The sequence below is a fragment of the Flavobacterium sp. genome (assembly GCF_040379285.1).
GTDB lineage: Bacteria > Bacteroidota > Bacteroidia > Flavobacteriales > Flavobacteriaceae > Flavobacterium.
Genome location: NZ_JBEILJ010000056.1, coordinates 1 through 15,534 on the forward strand (window position 1 = coordinate 1; position 15,534 = coordinate 15,534).

The window sequence follows — 15,534 nt, forward strand, 5'->3', positions numbered from 1 at the left end:
AGTTCGACTCCTTTATCGGGATAAATTTTTGCCAAGATATTTTGATCCAACAACCAAGTAGGTGTTTTAAACAATTGCTTATTCAAAAAGTCTACCGCTTCATTTTGAATGCTTGACGGCACCGTTTCGTATTCGTTGCCCTGCATGTCGTAGGTTTTTGGCGTTTCATAAATTCCACCCACATTTTTCGTCACATGACCCATGTAGCGTCTGAACTGGCCTACCAAAGCGGTGTACATGTCTTCCAATTCGGAATAATCTTCGCCTTTTTCTTTACTCCATTCGATAAGATTCGGTAAAATATATTTTAGATTTTTAATCCCATATTCGGAGGCTTTCATGGCATTATCGCCTAAATCTTCTGTTTGATAACGCGGGTCAAAAGGACTGCTTTCGGTACCAAACCAAAGTCGGCGATTTTTGTAGGCTTCTTTGGTCATTTCATTGAGCAAGGCTTTTTCATCCTCTTCTGATTTCGCATCTGCAAAATAGGAATATCCCCATTTGATGGCCCATTTATCATAATCGCCAATGCGCGGGAATAAATCGGTAACCCCATCGCCGGGTTGCGCCACGTAATTAAATCGAGCATAATCCATAATGGAAGAAGTGTGTCCGTTTTTCTTTTGGTATTCGGGATTTCTCAACATTTCCACCGGTGTAGCATTACTTGCTCCCATATTATGTCGTAAACCAAGCGTATGTCCCACTTCGTGAGCGGCTACAAAACGAATGAGTTCGCCCATTAACTGATCGTCAAATTTTTTATTTCTTGCTTTCGGGTCGACTGCCGCGGTTTGAATGAGATACCAATCCCGCAACAAGCTCATAATATTATGGTACCAACCGATATGACTTTCCATAATTTCCCCTGTTCTCGGGTCGTGCACGTTCGGACCGTAGGCATTTTGGATATCGGCAGCAAAGTAGCGCAATACCGAAAACCGTGCGTCTTCCAAACTCATGGTCGGGTCGTTTTCGGGCCAATATTCTCCGCGAATAGCGTTTTTCCACCCTGCGCCTTCAAAGGCCACTTGCCAATCGTCAATCCCTTGCTTAATGAAGGGTTTCCACTTATCAGGGGTTGCCGGATCGATATAATAGACAATAGGCTTAAGCGGTTCGATCAGCTCGCCTCGTTTTTGCTTTTGTGCGTCTTCTTCATTTTTGGGTTCCAAGCGCCAGCGAACTGCAAAAATATCGGTATCAGCTTTATGTGATTCTTCTTCAAAAACACTGTATCGGTTGGCAAAATACCCTACCCGTTTATCAAAAGTACGCTTGCGCATGGGTTTTTCGGGCAATAAAATAAAAGAAGTGTTCAATTCCATAGTTACCACCCCGGCATCTAACCCTGCAGGTAAATCAACTCCAATTTTTGGAGCGGGAGTTCTAGAGATTTGAGGTGCTACCGTGGTAAACGTTTTCGTCGTTCTGATTTCGGTATTGATGGGGAAACTTTTTACATATTGAATGAACGATTTATCTTTTTGAAACGCTTGGATGCTTAACAATTGTTTTTTGATAGGGTCCAAGGAAAAGGTTTGCACATCGGCTTCAAAAGTGGGGGTCATGTCAATTACACTGGCCACATTTTCTTTGCCTGCTTCGTCTTTTTTATAGGCTAAAATGTCATAAATCCCAATAATAGGATCGGCGCTGGAGTTTCTCACCGATTGGGTGATGGGTTTATCTTCCTCTTTGGCCATGATCACATAGGTGATGGAACGCAAAATGATGGTGTTGTTTAACCCTTTTTCAAAACGAACTACCTGTCGATTTACTTCTTCCCCTCCAAAAATTCCACCTCCAGCGGGTGTTTTGGAATACCGTGTGGTGGTCATAATTTCTTTTCCGATAAGGGAATTCGGAATTTGAAACAAGTATTTATCTGCAACTTTATGTACATCAATCAAGCCTTTTTGAGTGATGGCCGTTGAATCGATTACTTTTTTGTAGGGTTTTGGCTCTTTCTTGCCCTCGGGTTTCTTGGCTTCTTGCGCGGGTGGAGGAGTATTTTTATCTTTTTTCTGGGCGTTAGTTTCAATACTGAAAAAAAGTAAAAGCAATACAAAAACTTTTAGAGATTGGTTATTCATGTTTGTGAGTTTAGTTGGTTAAAAATACAATTAAGAACTAACAATGCTTTGCTTTAAAATAAAATTAACATCTTATGTTTAGAGAAAATTCTTTATTTATGCCTACGCTTTGGAAAGAATCTCAAAAGAGTAGAAATTACCTTTCAAAAAAAATCAAACAATAAATAAAATTGATATAAAATACTTCTTGTATTTGAGAAGCATTTTTATTTTTACAAAAAAAATACTATGCAAATTTCAGACATAAACAATGTTCTTCAACCGTTGAAAGACCGATTGCTACTGCATCCGCTTTACTATAAAATTCGAACCCTTGACGATTTACACTGTTTCTTAGAACACCATGTCTATGCGGTTTGGGATTTTATGTCGTTGTTAAAGGCGTTGCAACAGCAACTTACCTGCACCACAACGCCATGGTTACCTGTAGGCAATCCAGAAGTGCGCTATTTGATTAATGTAATTGTAGTGGCTGAAGAAACAGACCTTGCGATGGATGGGAAACGGCAAAGTCATTTTGAGATGTACTTGGACGCTATGAACCAATGTGGATCCAATGCGCTAGCGATACAACGCTTTTTGGAGGATATTCAAAAAACACAAAACATATTTGTTTCCATCAAACATGCGGAAGTGCATCCGAAGGTACGCGCATTTTTAGACTTCACCTTTCGGGTCATTGAAGAAGGGAAGGCGCATAAAATTGCAGCTGCTTTTACTTTTGGGAGAGAAGATTTGATTCCGACGATGTTTACCGAGATTTTAAAGAACTTCCAGCAAAATTTCCCGCAAACCGATTTGTCAAAGCTGATTTATTACTTTGAACGTCATATCGAATTGGATGGCGATGAGCACGGTCCGATGGCTATACAAATGATTACAGAACTTTGTGGAGACAGCACAACCAAATGGAATGAAGTGCTCGAAGTTTCCCAACAAGCCTTGGAAAAACGCCTTGGATTATGGGATGCGATTGAAGAGATGGTGACAGAAAAGGCAAGTTGCGTTTAAAATTACAGCTCATGAAACAATGGGGTAGATGGAGTTTCGTAGTCTTACTTATTATATTGGTGAGCTGTTCTTCCGAGAAAGAGGTGAACACTCAGCCCGATACGCGTGTGCTCAAAATTCTGGCGTTGGGTGATAGTTACACCAAAGGCGAATCGGTTTGTAGCACCTGCAATTTCCCAACACAACTTCGCGATAGCATCAATGTCCGACGCGGTAACGGACTTTCAGAGGTGCAAATCATTGCCCAAACAGGTTGGACCACCCCGCAACTCAAAAATGCCATCAATCAAACCAATCCGCCCAATACGTTCGACTTGGTCACCCTTTTGATTGGGGTGAACAATCAATACCAAAACATGCCGTTTAGTTTTTATGAAAATGATTTCCCTGAATTGGTTCAAAAAGCGATTGAAAAAGCAGGAGGCGATCGAAATAAGGTAGTGGTTCTCTCGATTCCCGATTATGCGTTTACCCCATTTGGCAACGGGAATACCTCGATTTCGGCGGCACTGCAAACCTACAACCAGTTTGCTTCCGATTATTGTGCGAGCCAACAAGTAAGTTTTGTATATATTACCGATATCACCCAGCTCGGGTTGCAGCAACCAGCATTGGTCGCACAAGACGGCCTTCATCCCTCCACCTTAGCCTATACGCGATTTGTAGAGCGATTGTTGCCTGTAGTTTTACCTAAACTTGGATTGTAACTAAGCATAGGGGGCCAATTCAATAGCCAAACCATCCATTTCGGGCGTAATGTGAATTTGACAACCCAATCGGCTGTTGTCTTTGACGTTGTAGGCTTCCCACAACATAGCCTCTTCATCGGGATTTTTTTCGGGTAATTCTATTTCGTTCAAGACATAACACTGACAGGAGGCACACATGGCCATCCCGCCGCAAACGCCTATGGTTCCTTCGGGGGCCAATTCATACGCCCGCACCAACTCCATGACATTCATGTTCATGTCTGTGGGGGCTTGCACTTCGTGAGGTATTCCGTCACGATCAATGATTTTTATGGTAATGTCTTGAGGCATTTTATTCCTTTTTCTTCTTTAATTGTTCAATATCCGCTAAGTCTTTATATCGTCCTGAAGCTGTCTTGTTTTTAATTAAATCTTCCAAGTCTATATAAGGAACTTTAAAGGTATTTAAATCACAATAAACACAATTTTGATAACTATCTTCAAAAGTTAACCCATCAACATGAGTTAAAACCTCTATTTTCGATGGCTCAGCTCCAATTCCCCAAACATCAAATTTATCATTTAGGAATTCTTCAAAAGGGAAAATTGGAGCACCGAACTCAAAATACACTTTTTTAAGTTTATCATAATTATCGGGTGACTTATTTATCCATAGGTCTAAATCACCTGTACTTCTTACATAGCCATGAAGAATAACCGCATATCCTCCCACCAATAAATAGCTAACCTTGTGCTTATCTAATAGTTTTAAAAATTCTAAAAAATCAGGATTAAACAGATTTGGCATGTTTTCTTGTGTAGGTTATCGTTTTATCCATTTTATAATTTTCGTCAATTTGAAAAACATGCTTTATAATGTAGTAAGCTGCCTCAAGCCTCTCTCTCGGCGTTTTATCATCATAAAAATTGACATGATTGTCTGCTTCTTTAAAAGAAGACTTTGTAACCCTAGTTCTATCCATTTTCATGTTTTCCATAGGTTAAATATAGAAATTATTCAATAGATTTTACCACCGCTTTTTCGGCTTCTTTACGCGTACCGTCAAATCCGTCGACACCCGAAACAGTGGTGTATTTCAACACGTAACGTTTGCCTGGGTTCAACCGATTGTAGACACTTTGACACATTAAGGTAGCCTCATGGAAACCACACAAAATGAGCTTCAACTTACCGGGATAAGTATTGACATCGCCAATCGCATAAATTCCTTCAATATTTGTTTGGTAATCTAAGGCATTGTTGACTTTAATCGCATTTTTCTCGATTTCTAAGCCCCAGTTGGCGATAGCACCCAATTTGGGAGTTAACCCAAACAACGGGATAAAATAATCGGTCTCGAGAATTTGCTGTGCGCCATTGCAATCTAGCGTCAAACGCTCTACATGCCCCTCGCCTTCGATGGCGGTTATTTCGGCGGGAGTGATTAAGGTGATTTTGCCTAATTTTTTGAGTTCTTGTACTTTTTCCACCGAATCCAAAGCGCCACGGAATTCGTTACGACGGTGAACCAAAGTCACTTCACGCGCTACATTCGACAAGAAGATACTCCAATCCAGTGCCGAGTCGCCACCGCCCGCAATCACGATGCGTTTGTCGCGAAACAATTCGGGATCTTTTACAAAGTATTCCACCCCTTTTTCTTCATACGTAGCAATGTTGTCGATCAAGGGTTTTCGGGGTTCAAACGTACCTAAGCCTCCAGCAATCGCTACGGCTTTGGCGTGGTGCTTGGTTCCTTTATTGGTCGTCACGATAAACGTTCCATCGTCGCATTTATCGATTGTTTCGGCCGTTTCTCCTAAGGTAAATCCGGGTTGAAACTGTTTGATTTGCTCCATCAGGTTGTTGACCAAATCGCCGGCCATCACTTCGGGAAATCCGGGAATGTCAAAAATGGGCTTCTTCGGATAGAGTTCGGCCAACTGCCCGCCCGGTTGGGGTAAGGCATCGATCAAGTGGCATTTCATTTGAAGCAAACCCGCTTCAAACACCGCAAATAATCCGGTGGGGCCCGCGCCTATAATTAGAATATCAGTTGTAATCATCGTGTTTTGGGTTTGAAATACGGCACAAAAATCGCGAACCGTATTTTCTAATCTATGATAAATGTCATCGGCAGCAGGGGTTGCGCGAGGGATTGCGGCTTTGTTTGAGCGCGCCGTTAGGACGCGAGTGCCAAAAGCCCGACCCCGAGGATTGACACACGCGATGGATACATCCCGTGTTGGCCTCGAGGGACGCGCCCCAACCTACACTTTAGGAAACGTTTTCTACAGTTTCAATTTGAGGAGCATAGCGTTTGATGGTCGTTTCGACCCCTGCTTTGAGCGTCATTTGATTGACACTACAACCTGTGCAAGCGCCTTCAAAGCGGACTTTCACGTGTTTGTCATCTTCCACCGAAACCAAGGTAATATCGCCGCCATCGGAATTCAAAAACGGACGAATTTCCTCGAGGGCTTTCTCAATATTTTCAATTAATTGATCCTGACTCATGTTCTCAAAAAAGTATAAAATCCCAGTTCGGCAGGCACCGCGCTAGGCATGATGAATTAATTTATTTCTTAACCGCCGAACAGCCTGCCATCGTAGTAATTTTGATCGCTTCGGTAGGAGGCAAATGTTCGTTGCGCTGCACCACTTCGGCCACTACATTACGCGCAATGGCTTCGTATACTTGTTCCAGCGGAGAGGCCGTTTGCAAGGCAGCTGGTCGACCGAAATCGCCCGCCTCACGGATGCTTTGTACCAACGGCACTTCCCCCAAAAACGGCACCTGAAGGTCTTCGGCCAAATGCTTCGCGCCTTCTTTTCCAAAAATATAGTATTTGTTGTTGGGCAATTCTTCGGGCGTGAAATACGCCATGTTTTCGATGATTCCGAGTACCGGTACGTTGATGGCTTCCGATTGGAACATGGCCACCCCTTTGCGCGCATCGGCCAAGGCTACAGGTTGCGGCGTACTCACCACCACGGCTCCTGTGACGGGCAACGACTGCATAATCGACAAATGAATGTCGCCTGTACCCGGCGGCAAATCGATCAGCATAAAGTCCAAATCCCCCCACGCCGCATCAAAAATCATTTGATTCAACGCTTTGGCTGCCATCGGGCCACGCCAAATAACCGCTTGACCGGGCGCCGTGAAGAATCCGATGGAAAGCAACTTGATTTCGTAACTCTCAATCGGTTTCATTTTCGACTTGCCATCGACTTCAATCGACAACGGTTTTTCGGTTTCTACGTCAAACATAATCGGCATCGAAGGACCGTAAATATCGGCATCCAAAACGCCGACTTTGAAGCCCATTTTGGCCAAGGTTACCGCCAAATTGGCTGTGGTGGTTGACTTCCCAACGCCTCCTTTTCCAGAGGCTACGGCAATGATATTACTGATGCCCGGTATGGGTTGCCCTTTGATTTCATTTTTCTCGGGGACTTCTACTTTGATATTAACTTTCACTTCAGCCTCGGGAGAAAACTGCTCGTGAATCAATTTGCGAATATCGTCTTCTGCGCGTTTTTTAATGTGCATGGCAGGCGTTTTCAACACCAAATCGACCACAACTTCGTTGCCAAACGTAACCACATTTTTTACAGCGCCGCTCTCTACCATATTTTTTCCTTCACCCGCCACCGTAATGGTTTCAAGCGCTTGAAGAATTGCTTTGCGTTCTAACTTCATTTTTATTAAGACTGATTTTAGATTGCAAAGATACAAGGAAATACAAAGAAACGACCGTTAAAGCTTTCAAAATGTTTTGCGGAAAAAAACGACAAATTTGCGCTTACTTCCTTGTTTTTAGTCGGATTAGAAGGAAGCACCCCCAAGGTTTTTACCACCCTGCTCCTGCCCTTTGTTGCTATCGGCCGGCAGTCGGATAAAGCGCCCTCCCGCCGGCAGGATATCCACGACGGTCAGGCCTAGCGAGCACGTTAAGAAATCCTTACAGAAAATCTTTCTTCACGGCAATACCTTTACCTTTTCATAAAGTCAAGCTTACGCTCACACAACACCTATGCTATTCCTTTGTGAAAACATTATCCCATGAAAAAGCGTAAAGTAGAATTGGTCGTGATCTCCGACCTGCATTTGGGAACCTATGGCTGCCACGCCAATGAAATCTTGGGATTTTTATATAAAAATACAGATAAGGCTATAGTGATAAATCAAATAGAAAAGTTTCTTCATTAATCTTTTCAATTGTATAATCGGTTCGACCATACCTTTCCAAATCTTCAACTGTTACAAGTTGTCCTAAAGGAACTCCAATCCTATTCCTTATGTATCTACCAAGTTCACTATTATCATTTGTAGAATGTATAGCTTTCCTACCTTCTTGAGCAACAACACAGTCAAAAGAATGTCCATCGTCTGTAATCAAGGAGAATGTATATCCAATTTCAGGTAAAAAACCTTCAACTCTGGCACCTTTTCGCAAACTTAAATACGCTTGATTTGGCTCTCTTTTACTCCAAGTGACTTTACCTGTATTTTTGTTTGTACTTTTTGATTCTCTTTGCCCCCAATTTAAACCTGAAACTTGTGGCAATTCATTTTTATGTGTCAAAAAACTTATCTTAACCCTAACATTAGGAACTTGCCATAAAATCGTTCCCGGGGCAATACTAGCTTCAAAGGGAATAATGTGACTTTTTGGCATTACCACTTCATGATCAGGTATAAAAACACTTTCTCCTAAAAGTTTATAATATAAATTCTTAATTTCTTCAGGATTATCCTCATTAAGTTGATTAACTTGTAAATGATTAAAAAAACCATATTGACTGTAATTTGCTGACCCTGTATATCCAACAAAAGGCACTTCATCTTTATACCAAGAATAGACTTTACAATGGACTGGAACACCACTTTTGTAATAATATCCTTTAAAGTTATTTCTAAACTCACTATGCAATGAAACAAATGCAAGATGATCACTTTTACCTGTTGGCATTCCAATAATTAAATTTATTTCAAAGTCATTATTTATTTGTAATAAATCAATTATATGCCTTCTAGCGAAAGTTGCTGAAGCATAACCACTTACAATGTACAATTTGTTAGCATTAAACTTTGGCTCGATCAATGCTTTGGGAAATAAATCTTCAATAATCATATTATCAATTAGTTATATATTCTTCAGAAGGCTCAAGAATCATCTTTCCAAACAAGTCTCGATTTTTTATCTCAATGTTTGGTGCAACATTATCATATGCTATTCCAGCAAACGTTTTTAATATAGCTTCAAAAATTATTTTTACTCCTTTAGGTGGAACAGCCATACCAATTTGTTTTCTAACACTTTCTTTAGAGCCACAAAAAACATAATTATCTGGAAAAGTCTGTAGTCTAGCTCTTTCCCGATTTGTTAATGCTCTATTTTGCTCCCAATGATAAATATGAGTACCACCTCCGCCACTTCCTGTTACAGTATATGCTGGTTTATTTGGGTCAAGTCTTTTATATATTTGACTTATCTGTGCTCCTTTTACATTTAACTTAAGTGATTCAGGTAATTTTGCTGTGAATGCATTTTCGCCTGGTTTAATATGCTTAAGCCTCTCTACAACATTTAGTGATTGTTTGGTTAACTCATTATTCGGTGCGTTTTCTGGAATTGGTGGTGTTTCAATTGCATCTCTAGAGGTAATTATTTTTGGATTTTTAATTATTGGCACTTTAAATGTTAACCCTAAATCTTTTCTTATTCCAACAATAATTATTCTATGTCTTGCTTGAGGAACCTCATAGTTTTCAAACTTATATAAGTTAGCTACAACATCATATCCACATGATATCAATTCATCAATTATAGTTTGAAATGCATTACCATCATTAGAATTCCTCAATCCTCCCACATTTTCTGCTAAAAACCAACTAGGTTGAAATTTTGTAAGTGCTTTAACACCATAACTGTAAAGTGGACCATAATTACCATCAAAACCTTTTTGTTGTCCTACAATTGAAAAATCATTACAGGGAAATCCAAATGCCAAGCCATCAATCTGAGATAGACTTTCAATATCAAGTTTTCTTACATCTTGACAAATAACTGATGAAGGCTTATTTGGACAAATATTTTTTATGAAAGTTTCACATGTATCTTTTTCATAATCATTAGCCCATTCATGACTAATTGAAAATAACTCTCCATTGTGAACAAAAGAAGCTTGTCTAGCTCCAAGTGCAATTCCACCAGGACCACAAAATAATTCCCCTAATCTAAAATTCATTTTATTTTTTTTTCAAAATTATTTAATTGATTCCATGAAGCTGAGAGATTACTATTTTAATTATCAACAATTAAAATGTTAGTTTTAGTCGTTAGTTAAATAACAACCATATACCAAATATGCTTTTCTAACCTAATTAAATAAAATATTTACTTTTTAATAATCTAAAAGTTATATAAACACAACACCTATGCTATTCCTTTGTGAAAACATTATCCCATGAAAAAGCGTAAAGTAGAATTGGTCGTGATCTCCGACCTGCATTTGGGAACCTATGGCTGCCACGCCAATGAAATCTTGGAATACCTCAATTCCATCAAACCCAAAACCTTAATTTTGAATGGTGACATTATCGATATTTGGCAATTTCGAAAATCGTATTTTCCGCCGGCCCACCAAAAAGTGCTCAAAAAAATCATTGGCCTAAGCGCTAAAGGAACCCGAGTGTATTATTTGACAGGTAATCACGACGAACTCTTACGCAAATTTACCGACGTGCATTTGGGCAATTTTTCGTTGCTCAACAAACTAACGCTAACCTTGGACGGTAAAAAAGCATGGCTCTTTCATGGCGATGTGTTTGACGCTTCGATCACCCACGCCAAATGGTTGGCCAAACTCGGCGGTTGGGGCTATGACATCATGATTTTACTCAACCGTATGATCAATTGGGGACTGCAAAAAATGGGGAAAGAACCCTATTCGCTCTCCAAAAAAATCAAAGCAAGTGTGAAATCGGCGGTGAAATTTATCTCCAATTTTGAAACCCTTTGCGCCGAAATTGCCATTGAAAACGGCTACGACTATGTGGTTTGTGGGCATATCCATGAGCCCAAAATCGAATCGATAACTACCAAAAAAGGAACGACATTGTACCTCAACTCGGGCGATTGGATTGAAAACTTAACCGCCCTGGAATACCATAACAAACGCTGGAAAATTTACCACCATAAAACCGACTATCCTTCGCAGATGACTTGGGAAGAGGAAGTTAATTTTGACTATGAAAACCAACTTATCGAGCAGTTTATGGAATTGATTCGGAATTGATTTCGGGATTCCAAAAATGGACTTTAAAATCGACAATTTGATCGTTTTCCACACGAATCCCTTCTTGCTCCAACAGTTGTTGCATCAAGTGGCTTCCCGCAAAATGATGCTTCCCCGTAAGTAACCCACTGCGATTGACTACGCGATGGGCGGGAACATCGTCCAATCCGTGACTGGCATTCATAGCCCATCCTACCATTCGTGCCGAACGCGCGGCGCCCAAAGCTTTGGCGATAGCTCCATACGAAGTAACGCGTCCTTCGGGAATTTGACGCACCACGGCATACACCCGTTCAAAAAAAGAAGCCGTTTTAGGAGACGATTTCATACTAACGCAATAAATTCCACAACGTCAATAAAGCCACCAACCCAGTTATGGTGCCCATAATACGGTTCATATAGCGCAGCACCCAATCGGTTTTGGACTTTAAATGACTAATAAACACGATGTAAAGATAAAACACCAAAAAAGAGCCTGAAGTTACACCAGCGACCAAGCTGAGTTCTTGTGCCAGTGAAAAATCAAAATAACCATACGACGCAAGGGTAACACTGATCACCACATAGTACGGAATGGGCAAAAGATTTAAGGCGGAGATAAGCATTCCCATAAAAAAACGACTGCGTTTGCTTTTTAACTGAATACGATCGCTGCCTGCCAAAGTTGGTTTTTTGGCCCAAAAGAAAAAATATAAAGTAAGTACGCCAAAAACGACCAATCCAATCGTGCGCAAGGTGGCTACCACTTCGTCGTGCTGACTGATGTAGCGTGCAAAAACAACAGAAACATAGGTTTGAACCGCAATAACCAACAAAGCGCCTGAAACAAAAATCAACGCACGCTTGATTCCATCGGTTAAACGAACTTTGGCAACGGTCATATTGATGAGCCCCGGGGGAAGTACCCCTAAGATAGCCGCAATCAATCCCGTGAAAAAAGGGATGAATACTGTCATAAAACCGTGGGTTAACGGAAAACTACTTGATTTTGAAACGAATATACGTAATCGCTTTGTTGATTTCCAAATATTGTTGCTCGTAAAATGTTTTTATTTCGGTAACTTCTTCGGGAGCGCCTAAGTTGTGGTAAATGTTATGGTTGGCATACACTACTTCGTGACCCAGTCCGTGTAAAAGGCCCAAAGTATACCCGTGCATAAATTCACTATCGGTTTTCAAATGCATCAATCCATCGGGCTTCAGGATTTTTTGGTACCGGTTTAAAAAATCGGCATTGGTCATGCGGTGTTTGGTACGCTTGTATTTGATTTGCGGGTCGGGGAAAGTAATCCAAATTTCATCGACCTCATTTTCGGCAAAAATAAAATCAACTAATTCGATTTGAGTGCGTACAAAAGCTACATTGGTCAACCCTTGTTCGGCAGCTGTTTTCGCACCGCGCCAAAATCGAGCGCCTTTGATATCTATTCCTATGTAGTTAATATTGGGATTGCGTTGGGCCAAGCCTACGGTATATTCGCCTTTGCCACAACCCAATTCGACCACAACGGGATTGTCGTTATTAAAAAAGGATCGCCACATACCGCGCTGGGGAAATCGTCCTTCAACAACCTCCTCCCGGGTGGGTTGGATAACATTGGTAAAATTGGCGTTTTCGCTGAATCGTTTTAATTTATTTTTACTGCCCACGTGATTTCTTAATGTTTTGGCAAAATTAAGGAAATCCACCGCATGACAAATTATTTTATTTTTGCTACTGTGGAAACCCGAAAAAACATATTGGTGGCGCCGTTGAACTGGGGATTGGGCCATGCTACGCGTTGCATCCCGATTATTCGACAGTTGCTTGCCGAAGGCTTTCAGCCTATTATTGCGAGTGATGGTGCGGCCTTGGCGTTGTTACAACGGGAGTTTCCCGATCTACAGCATTTGGAATTACCCTCGTATCACATTGCCTACGCTAAGAATCCCAAAAACTTTAAGTGGAAATTACTCAAAAACAGTCCCAAGACAATTGCGGCCATTTTTGAAGAAAAGAAATTGGTCCGCCAATGGATCGCCGAATATCAACTGGCAGGCATTATTTCGGACAACCGATTGGGCGTATACAGCAAAAAGATTCCGTCGGTTATCATCACCCACCAACTTACCGTACTATCGGGAAAAACCACTTGGATTTCCAGCAGATTACACCGTTTTTTTATTCAAAAATTTCAAGAATGTTGGGTGCCCGATTGGGAGGGTGCGATCAATCTATCCGGAAAATTGGGGCATCCTGAAAAGTTACCTATTACAACACGTTATATTGGTGTGTTGAGCCGTTTAGTTAAAAAAGAAGTACCGGAAACTATTGATTATCTGATTTTATTATCGGGTCCCGAACCTCAGCGGAGTTTGTTGGAGGAAAAACTTAGACATGAAATGCAACACGTAGAAGGTGAAATTGTACTTATTCGTGGTGTAGTTGAATCCTCGATAAAAAAAACAATTGAACCTCCTTTTACAATTTACAATTACCTCACTTCCGAAGGACTGACAGAAATATTAAATTCGGCAAAGATTGTAATTTGCCGCTCAGGCTATACTACGATTATGGATTTGGCGAAATTGGGTAAGAAAGCCTTTTTTATCCCTACACCTGGGCAATTTGAACAAGAATATTTAGCAAAACGATTGCATAGAGACGGTAAAATACCGCAATGCAGTCAAAAAGATTTTAGACACGAAAAATTAGATACCATTCCATTTTACAAAGGACTCCCAAAAGCAGGAAATGAAGAACTCCCTAAAGATTTATTCAGCCTTTTCTAGAGTAAATGAGAAAACGGATCCCTTCCCAGGTTTACTTTCAACATATATTTTTTCGTTATGATGCTCAATAATATGTTTTACAATAGAAAGTCCTAAACCAGACCCCCCTTCATTTCTGGACCCACTTTTATCAACTCTGTAAAACCGTTCAAAAATGCGGGATAGGTTACTTGCATCTATTCCTTCACCATTATCGGTTATTCTAATGATAACTTTGTTTTTGATAAAATCTTCAATAGCAACTTCAGTAGTTCCATTCTCTTTACCATATTTAATGGAGTTCATAACGAGATTGATCAAAACCTGTTGTACTTTTTCTTGATCAGCATGAACACGAATAGGCTTGCTATATTTTGAATCAAACATCAGAATAATATTTTTTTTATCAGCTTGCATTTCAAGCATATCAAAAACATTCTGAACGAGCGTGACTACGTTAAAGTTAGTATATTGTAATTTAACTTCGCCCATTTCTAATTTAGAAATCATATCTAAATCTTGAACGATGTATACTAACCGCTCAACACCTTTTTGGGCTCTTTCCAAATATTTTTCTCGTAGCGATTTATCTTTTACACCATCCATTAATGTGTCGATGTAACCTTGAACGGTAAAAAGGGGGGTCTTCAGTTCATGCGACACATTACCCATGAACTCACGTCTATATTCTTCGCGAACCTTTAAGTTTTCTAATTCAATTTTTTTACTAATGGCATACTTTTTAACTTCTCTTTCGAGTGTAGCCATGTCGGTTGTAATAAATTGACTTCTTAAAACCGCTGAATCGAGTAGCGATACGTCATCGTATATTTTCTTAACTCTTTGGTAGATAAATAACTCCGAGCGGTATTGAATTATAAAAACAGAAAAGAAGAAAACGCTGAAGGAGGCTAAAAGAATTAATAACCATGAAAAATCAGCATTAAACAAGAAATATAATACCAGCAAAGAGGTAAAAAATAGGGTGATATACAACGACGTTACAATTGCAAATCGGTAGGTTTTTTTAACTTTTAAACCCATGAATCTCATTCTTAAAAAAGGTAAATTTACAAATTACAATTCAAATTTATACCCTACCCCTTTAATCGTTTTGAAAAGATCCTCGCCAATTTTTTCTCGTAATTTTCGTATGTGTACATCAATAGTTCGTCCGCCCACAATTACTTCATTACCCCATACTTTATCTAAAATTTCTTCGCGTTTGAATACCTTCCCTGGTTTGGAGGCTAGAAGATAAAATAATTCAAACTCCTTGCGCGGTAAAATAATTTCTTCCCCATCTCGAATAATTTTATATTCTTCTCGGTTGATTTCGATACCACCGACGGTGATGTTTTCATTAGAAACCGTATCGTCTTTCAAGCGTCGAAGGAGGGCTTTCACTTTACTGACTAACAATTTGGGTTTGATTGGCTTGGCAATATAATCATCGGCACCCGCATCAAAACCTGCCACTTGTGAATAATCTTCACTTCGTGCAGTTAAAAAGGTAATGATTGTGTTGGAAAGCTCAGGGATTTTACGAATGTTTTCACAAGCCTCCATACCGTCCATTTCGGGCATCATGACATCTATAATGATTAGGTGTGGACGCTCTTTTTTGGCCGCTGCAACCGCTTCTTTACCGTTTGTTGCCGTCACAATTTTATAT

General features: G+C 40.2%; 19 protein-coding genes. 5 read left to right on the forward strand and 14 right to left on the reverse strand.

The genetic code is table 11. The features are described 5' to 3' along the window. Positions 1–2,099: zinc-dependent metalloprotease (locus tag ABWO12_RS10400; RefSeq protein WP_353088850.1), on the reverse strand; the 2,099-nt coding region annotated here is incomplete at its 3' end. A gap of 228 nt (positions 2,100–2,327) precedes the next feature. On the opposite strand from ABWO12_RS10400, the gene ABWO12_RS10405 reads away from it, so the two are divergent. Together ABWO12_RS10405 and ABWO12_RS10410 are read left to right on the forward strand one after the other, a co-directional pair. Next, the gene (locus ABWO12_RS10405) at positions 2,328–3,110 is read left to right on the forward strand and encodes a DUF3050 domain-containing protein (RefSeq protein WP_353088851.1); all 783 of its coding nucleotides are present in this window, start codon (positions 2,328–2,330) and stop codon (positions 3,108–3,110) included. Positions 3,111–3,121: 11 nt separating this feature from the next. Next, positions 3,122–3,817, forward strand: coding sequence for an SGNH/GDSL hydrolase family protein (locus ABWO12_RS10410; protein WP_353088852.1), 696 nt, complete (start codon positions 3,122–3,124; stop codon positions 3,815–3,817). Here ABWO12_RS10410 and ABWO12_RS10415 read toward each other — a convergent pair whose 3' ends face one another. From ABWO12_RS10415 to ABWO12_RS10440, 6 genes are all read right to left on the reverse strand, one after another. Then, on the reverse strand, positions 3,818–4,150 hold the full coding sequence (locus tag ABWO12_RS10415) for a 2Fe-2S iron-sulfur cluster-binding family protein (protein ID WP_353088853.1): 333 nt from the start codon (positions 4,148–4,150) through the stop codon (positions 3,818–3,820). It abuts the gene before it with no gap. Between the two features lies 1 nt (position 4,151). Then, positions 4,152–4,607, reverse strand: coding sequence for a DUF6036 family nucleotidyltransferase (locus ABWO12_RS10420; RefSeq protein ID WP_353088855.1), 456 nt, complete (start codon positions 4,605–4,607; stop codon positions 4,152–4,154). Beyond that, the gene (locus ABWO12_RS10425; protein ID WP_353088856.1) at positions 4,591–4,788 is read right to left on the reverse strand and encodes a hypothetical protein; all 198 of its coding nucleotides are present in this window, start codon (positions 4,786–4,788) and stop codon (positions 4,591–4,593) included. Before ABWO12_RS10425 ends, ABWO12_RS10420 begins: the two co-directional genes overlap by 17 nt. Positions 4,789–4,813: 25 nt before the next feature. Then, the gene (locus tag ABWO12_RS10430; RefSeq protein ID WP_353088857.1) at positions 4,814–5,866 is read right to left on the reverse strand and encodes an NAD(P)/FAD-dependent oxidoreductase; all 1,053 of its coding nucleotides are present in this window, start codon (positions 5,864–5,866) and stop codon (positions 4,814–4,816) included. 211 nt (positions 5,867–6,077) lie between these two features. Then, on the reverse strand, positions 6,078–6,317 hold the full coding sequence (locus tag ABWO12_RS10435) for a NifU family protein (protein ID WP_073360989.1): 240 nt from the start codon (positions 6,315–6,317) through the stop codon (positions 6,078–6,080). Positions 6,318–6,378: 61 nt separating this feature from the next. After that, the gene (locus ABWO12_RS10440) at positions 6,379–7,506 is read right to left on the reverse strand and encodes an Mrp/NBP35 family ATP-binding protein (protein WP_353088858.1); all 1,128 of its coding nucleotides are present in this window, start codon (positions 7,504–7,506) and stop codon (positions 6,379–6,381) included. A 363-nt stretch (positions 7,507–7,869) separates the two neighbouring features. Here ABWO12_RS10440 and ABWO12_RS12305 point away from each other — a divergent pair, with 363 nt between their 5' ends. Beyond that, positions 7,870–8,016 carry a hypothetical protein gene (locus tag ABWO12_RS12305; RefSeq protein ID WP_502902929.1) on the forward strand — a complete coding sequence of 49 codons (147 nt, stop codon included), beginning with the start codon at positions 7,870–7,872 and terminating at the stop codon, positions 8,014–8,016. Here the strand turns inward: ABWO12_RS12305 and ABWO12_RS10450 are convergent. Continuing rightward, the gene (locus ABWO12_RS10450) at positions 7,979–8,941 is read right to left on the reverse strand and encodes a restriction endonuclease PLD domain-containing protein (protein WP_353088860.1); all 963 of its coding nucleotides are present in this window, start codon (positions 8,939–8,941) and stop codon (positions 7,979–7,981) included. The two genes, ABWO12_RS12305 and ABWO12_RS10450, sit on opposite strands and share 38 nt — an antisense overlap. A gap of 4 nt (positions 8,942–8,945) precedes the next feature. Continuing rightward, positions 8,946–10,058, reverse strand: a complete 1,113-nt coding sequence (locus ABWO12_RS10455) for a DNA cytosine methyltransferase (protein WP_353088862.1) — start codon at positions 10,056–10,058, stop codon at positions 8,946–8,948. Positions 10,059–10,277: 219 nt separating this feature from the next. Between ABWO12_RS10455 and ABWO12_RS10460 the strand changes: the two genes are divergently transcribed. Beyond that, entirely contained in the window at positions 10,278–11,108 is an 831-nt protein-coding gene (locus tag ABWO12_RS10460; protein WP_073360983.1) for a UDP-2,3-diacylglucosamine diphosphatase, read from the forward strand. Here ABWO12_RS10460 and ABWO12_RS10465 read toward each other — a convergent pair. Genes ABWO12_RS10465 through trmB form a run of 3 tightly spaced genes read right to left on the reverse strand, consistent with a single transcriptional unit; the run spans position 11,086 to position 12,758 of the window. Beyond that, a complete protein-coding gene (locus tag ABWO12_RS10465; protein ID WP_353088864.1) occupies positions 11,086–11,436 on the reverse strand; it encodes an MGMT family protein in 351 nt (116 codons plus the stop codon). The genes ABWO12_RS10460 and ABWO12_RS10465 overlap by 23 nt on opposite strands. Before the next feature lies 1 nt (position 11,437). Then, entirely contained in the window at positions 11,438–12,064 is a 627-nt protein-coding gene (locus ABWO12_RS10470; protein ID WP_353088866.1) for a LysE family translocator, read from the reverse strand. 22 nt (positions 12,065–12,086) lie between these two features. Continuing rightward, on the reverse strand, positions 12,087–12,758 hold the full coding sequence (trmB, locus tag ABWO12_RS10475) for a tRNA (guanosine(46)-N7)-methyltransferase TrmB (protein ID WP_353088870.1): 672 nt from the start codon (positions 12,756–12,758) through the stop codon (positions 12,087–12,089). 42 nt (positions 12,759–12,800) lie between these two features. Between trmB and ABWO12_RS10480 the strand changes: the two genes are divergently transcribed. Continuing rightward, positions 12,801–13,880 (forward strand): glycosyltransferase, encoded by a 1,080-nt coding sequence (locus tag ABWO12_RS10480; protein ID WP_353088867.1) that lies wholly within the window; start codon positions 12,801–12,803, stop codon positions 13,878–13,880. On the opposite strand, the gene ABWO12_RS10485 is transcribed toward ABWO12_RS10480, so the two are convergent. Together ABWO12_RS10485 and ABWO12_RS10490 are read right to left on the reverse strand one after the other, a co-directional pair. Next, positions 13,863–14,903 (reverse strand): sensor histidine kinase, encoded by a 1,041-nt coding sequence (locus tag ABWO12_RS10485; protein ID WP_353088868.1) that lies wholly within the window; start codon positions 14,901–14,903, stop codon positions 13,863–13,865. The two genes, ABWO12_RS10480 and ABWO12_RS10485, sit on opposite strands and share 18 nt — an antisense overlap. A gap of 33 nt (positions 14,904–14,936) precedes the next feature. Next, positions 14,937–15,534: response regulator transcription factor (locus ABWO12_RS10490; RefSeq protein WP_353088869.1), on the reverse strand; the 598-nt coding region annotated here is incomplete at its 5' end.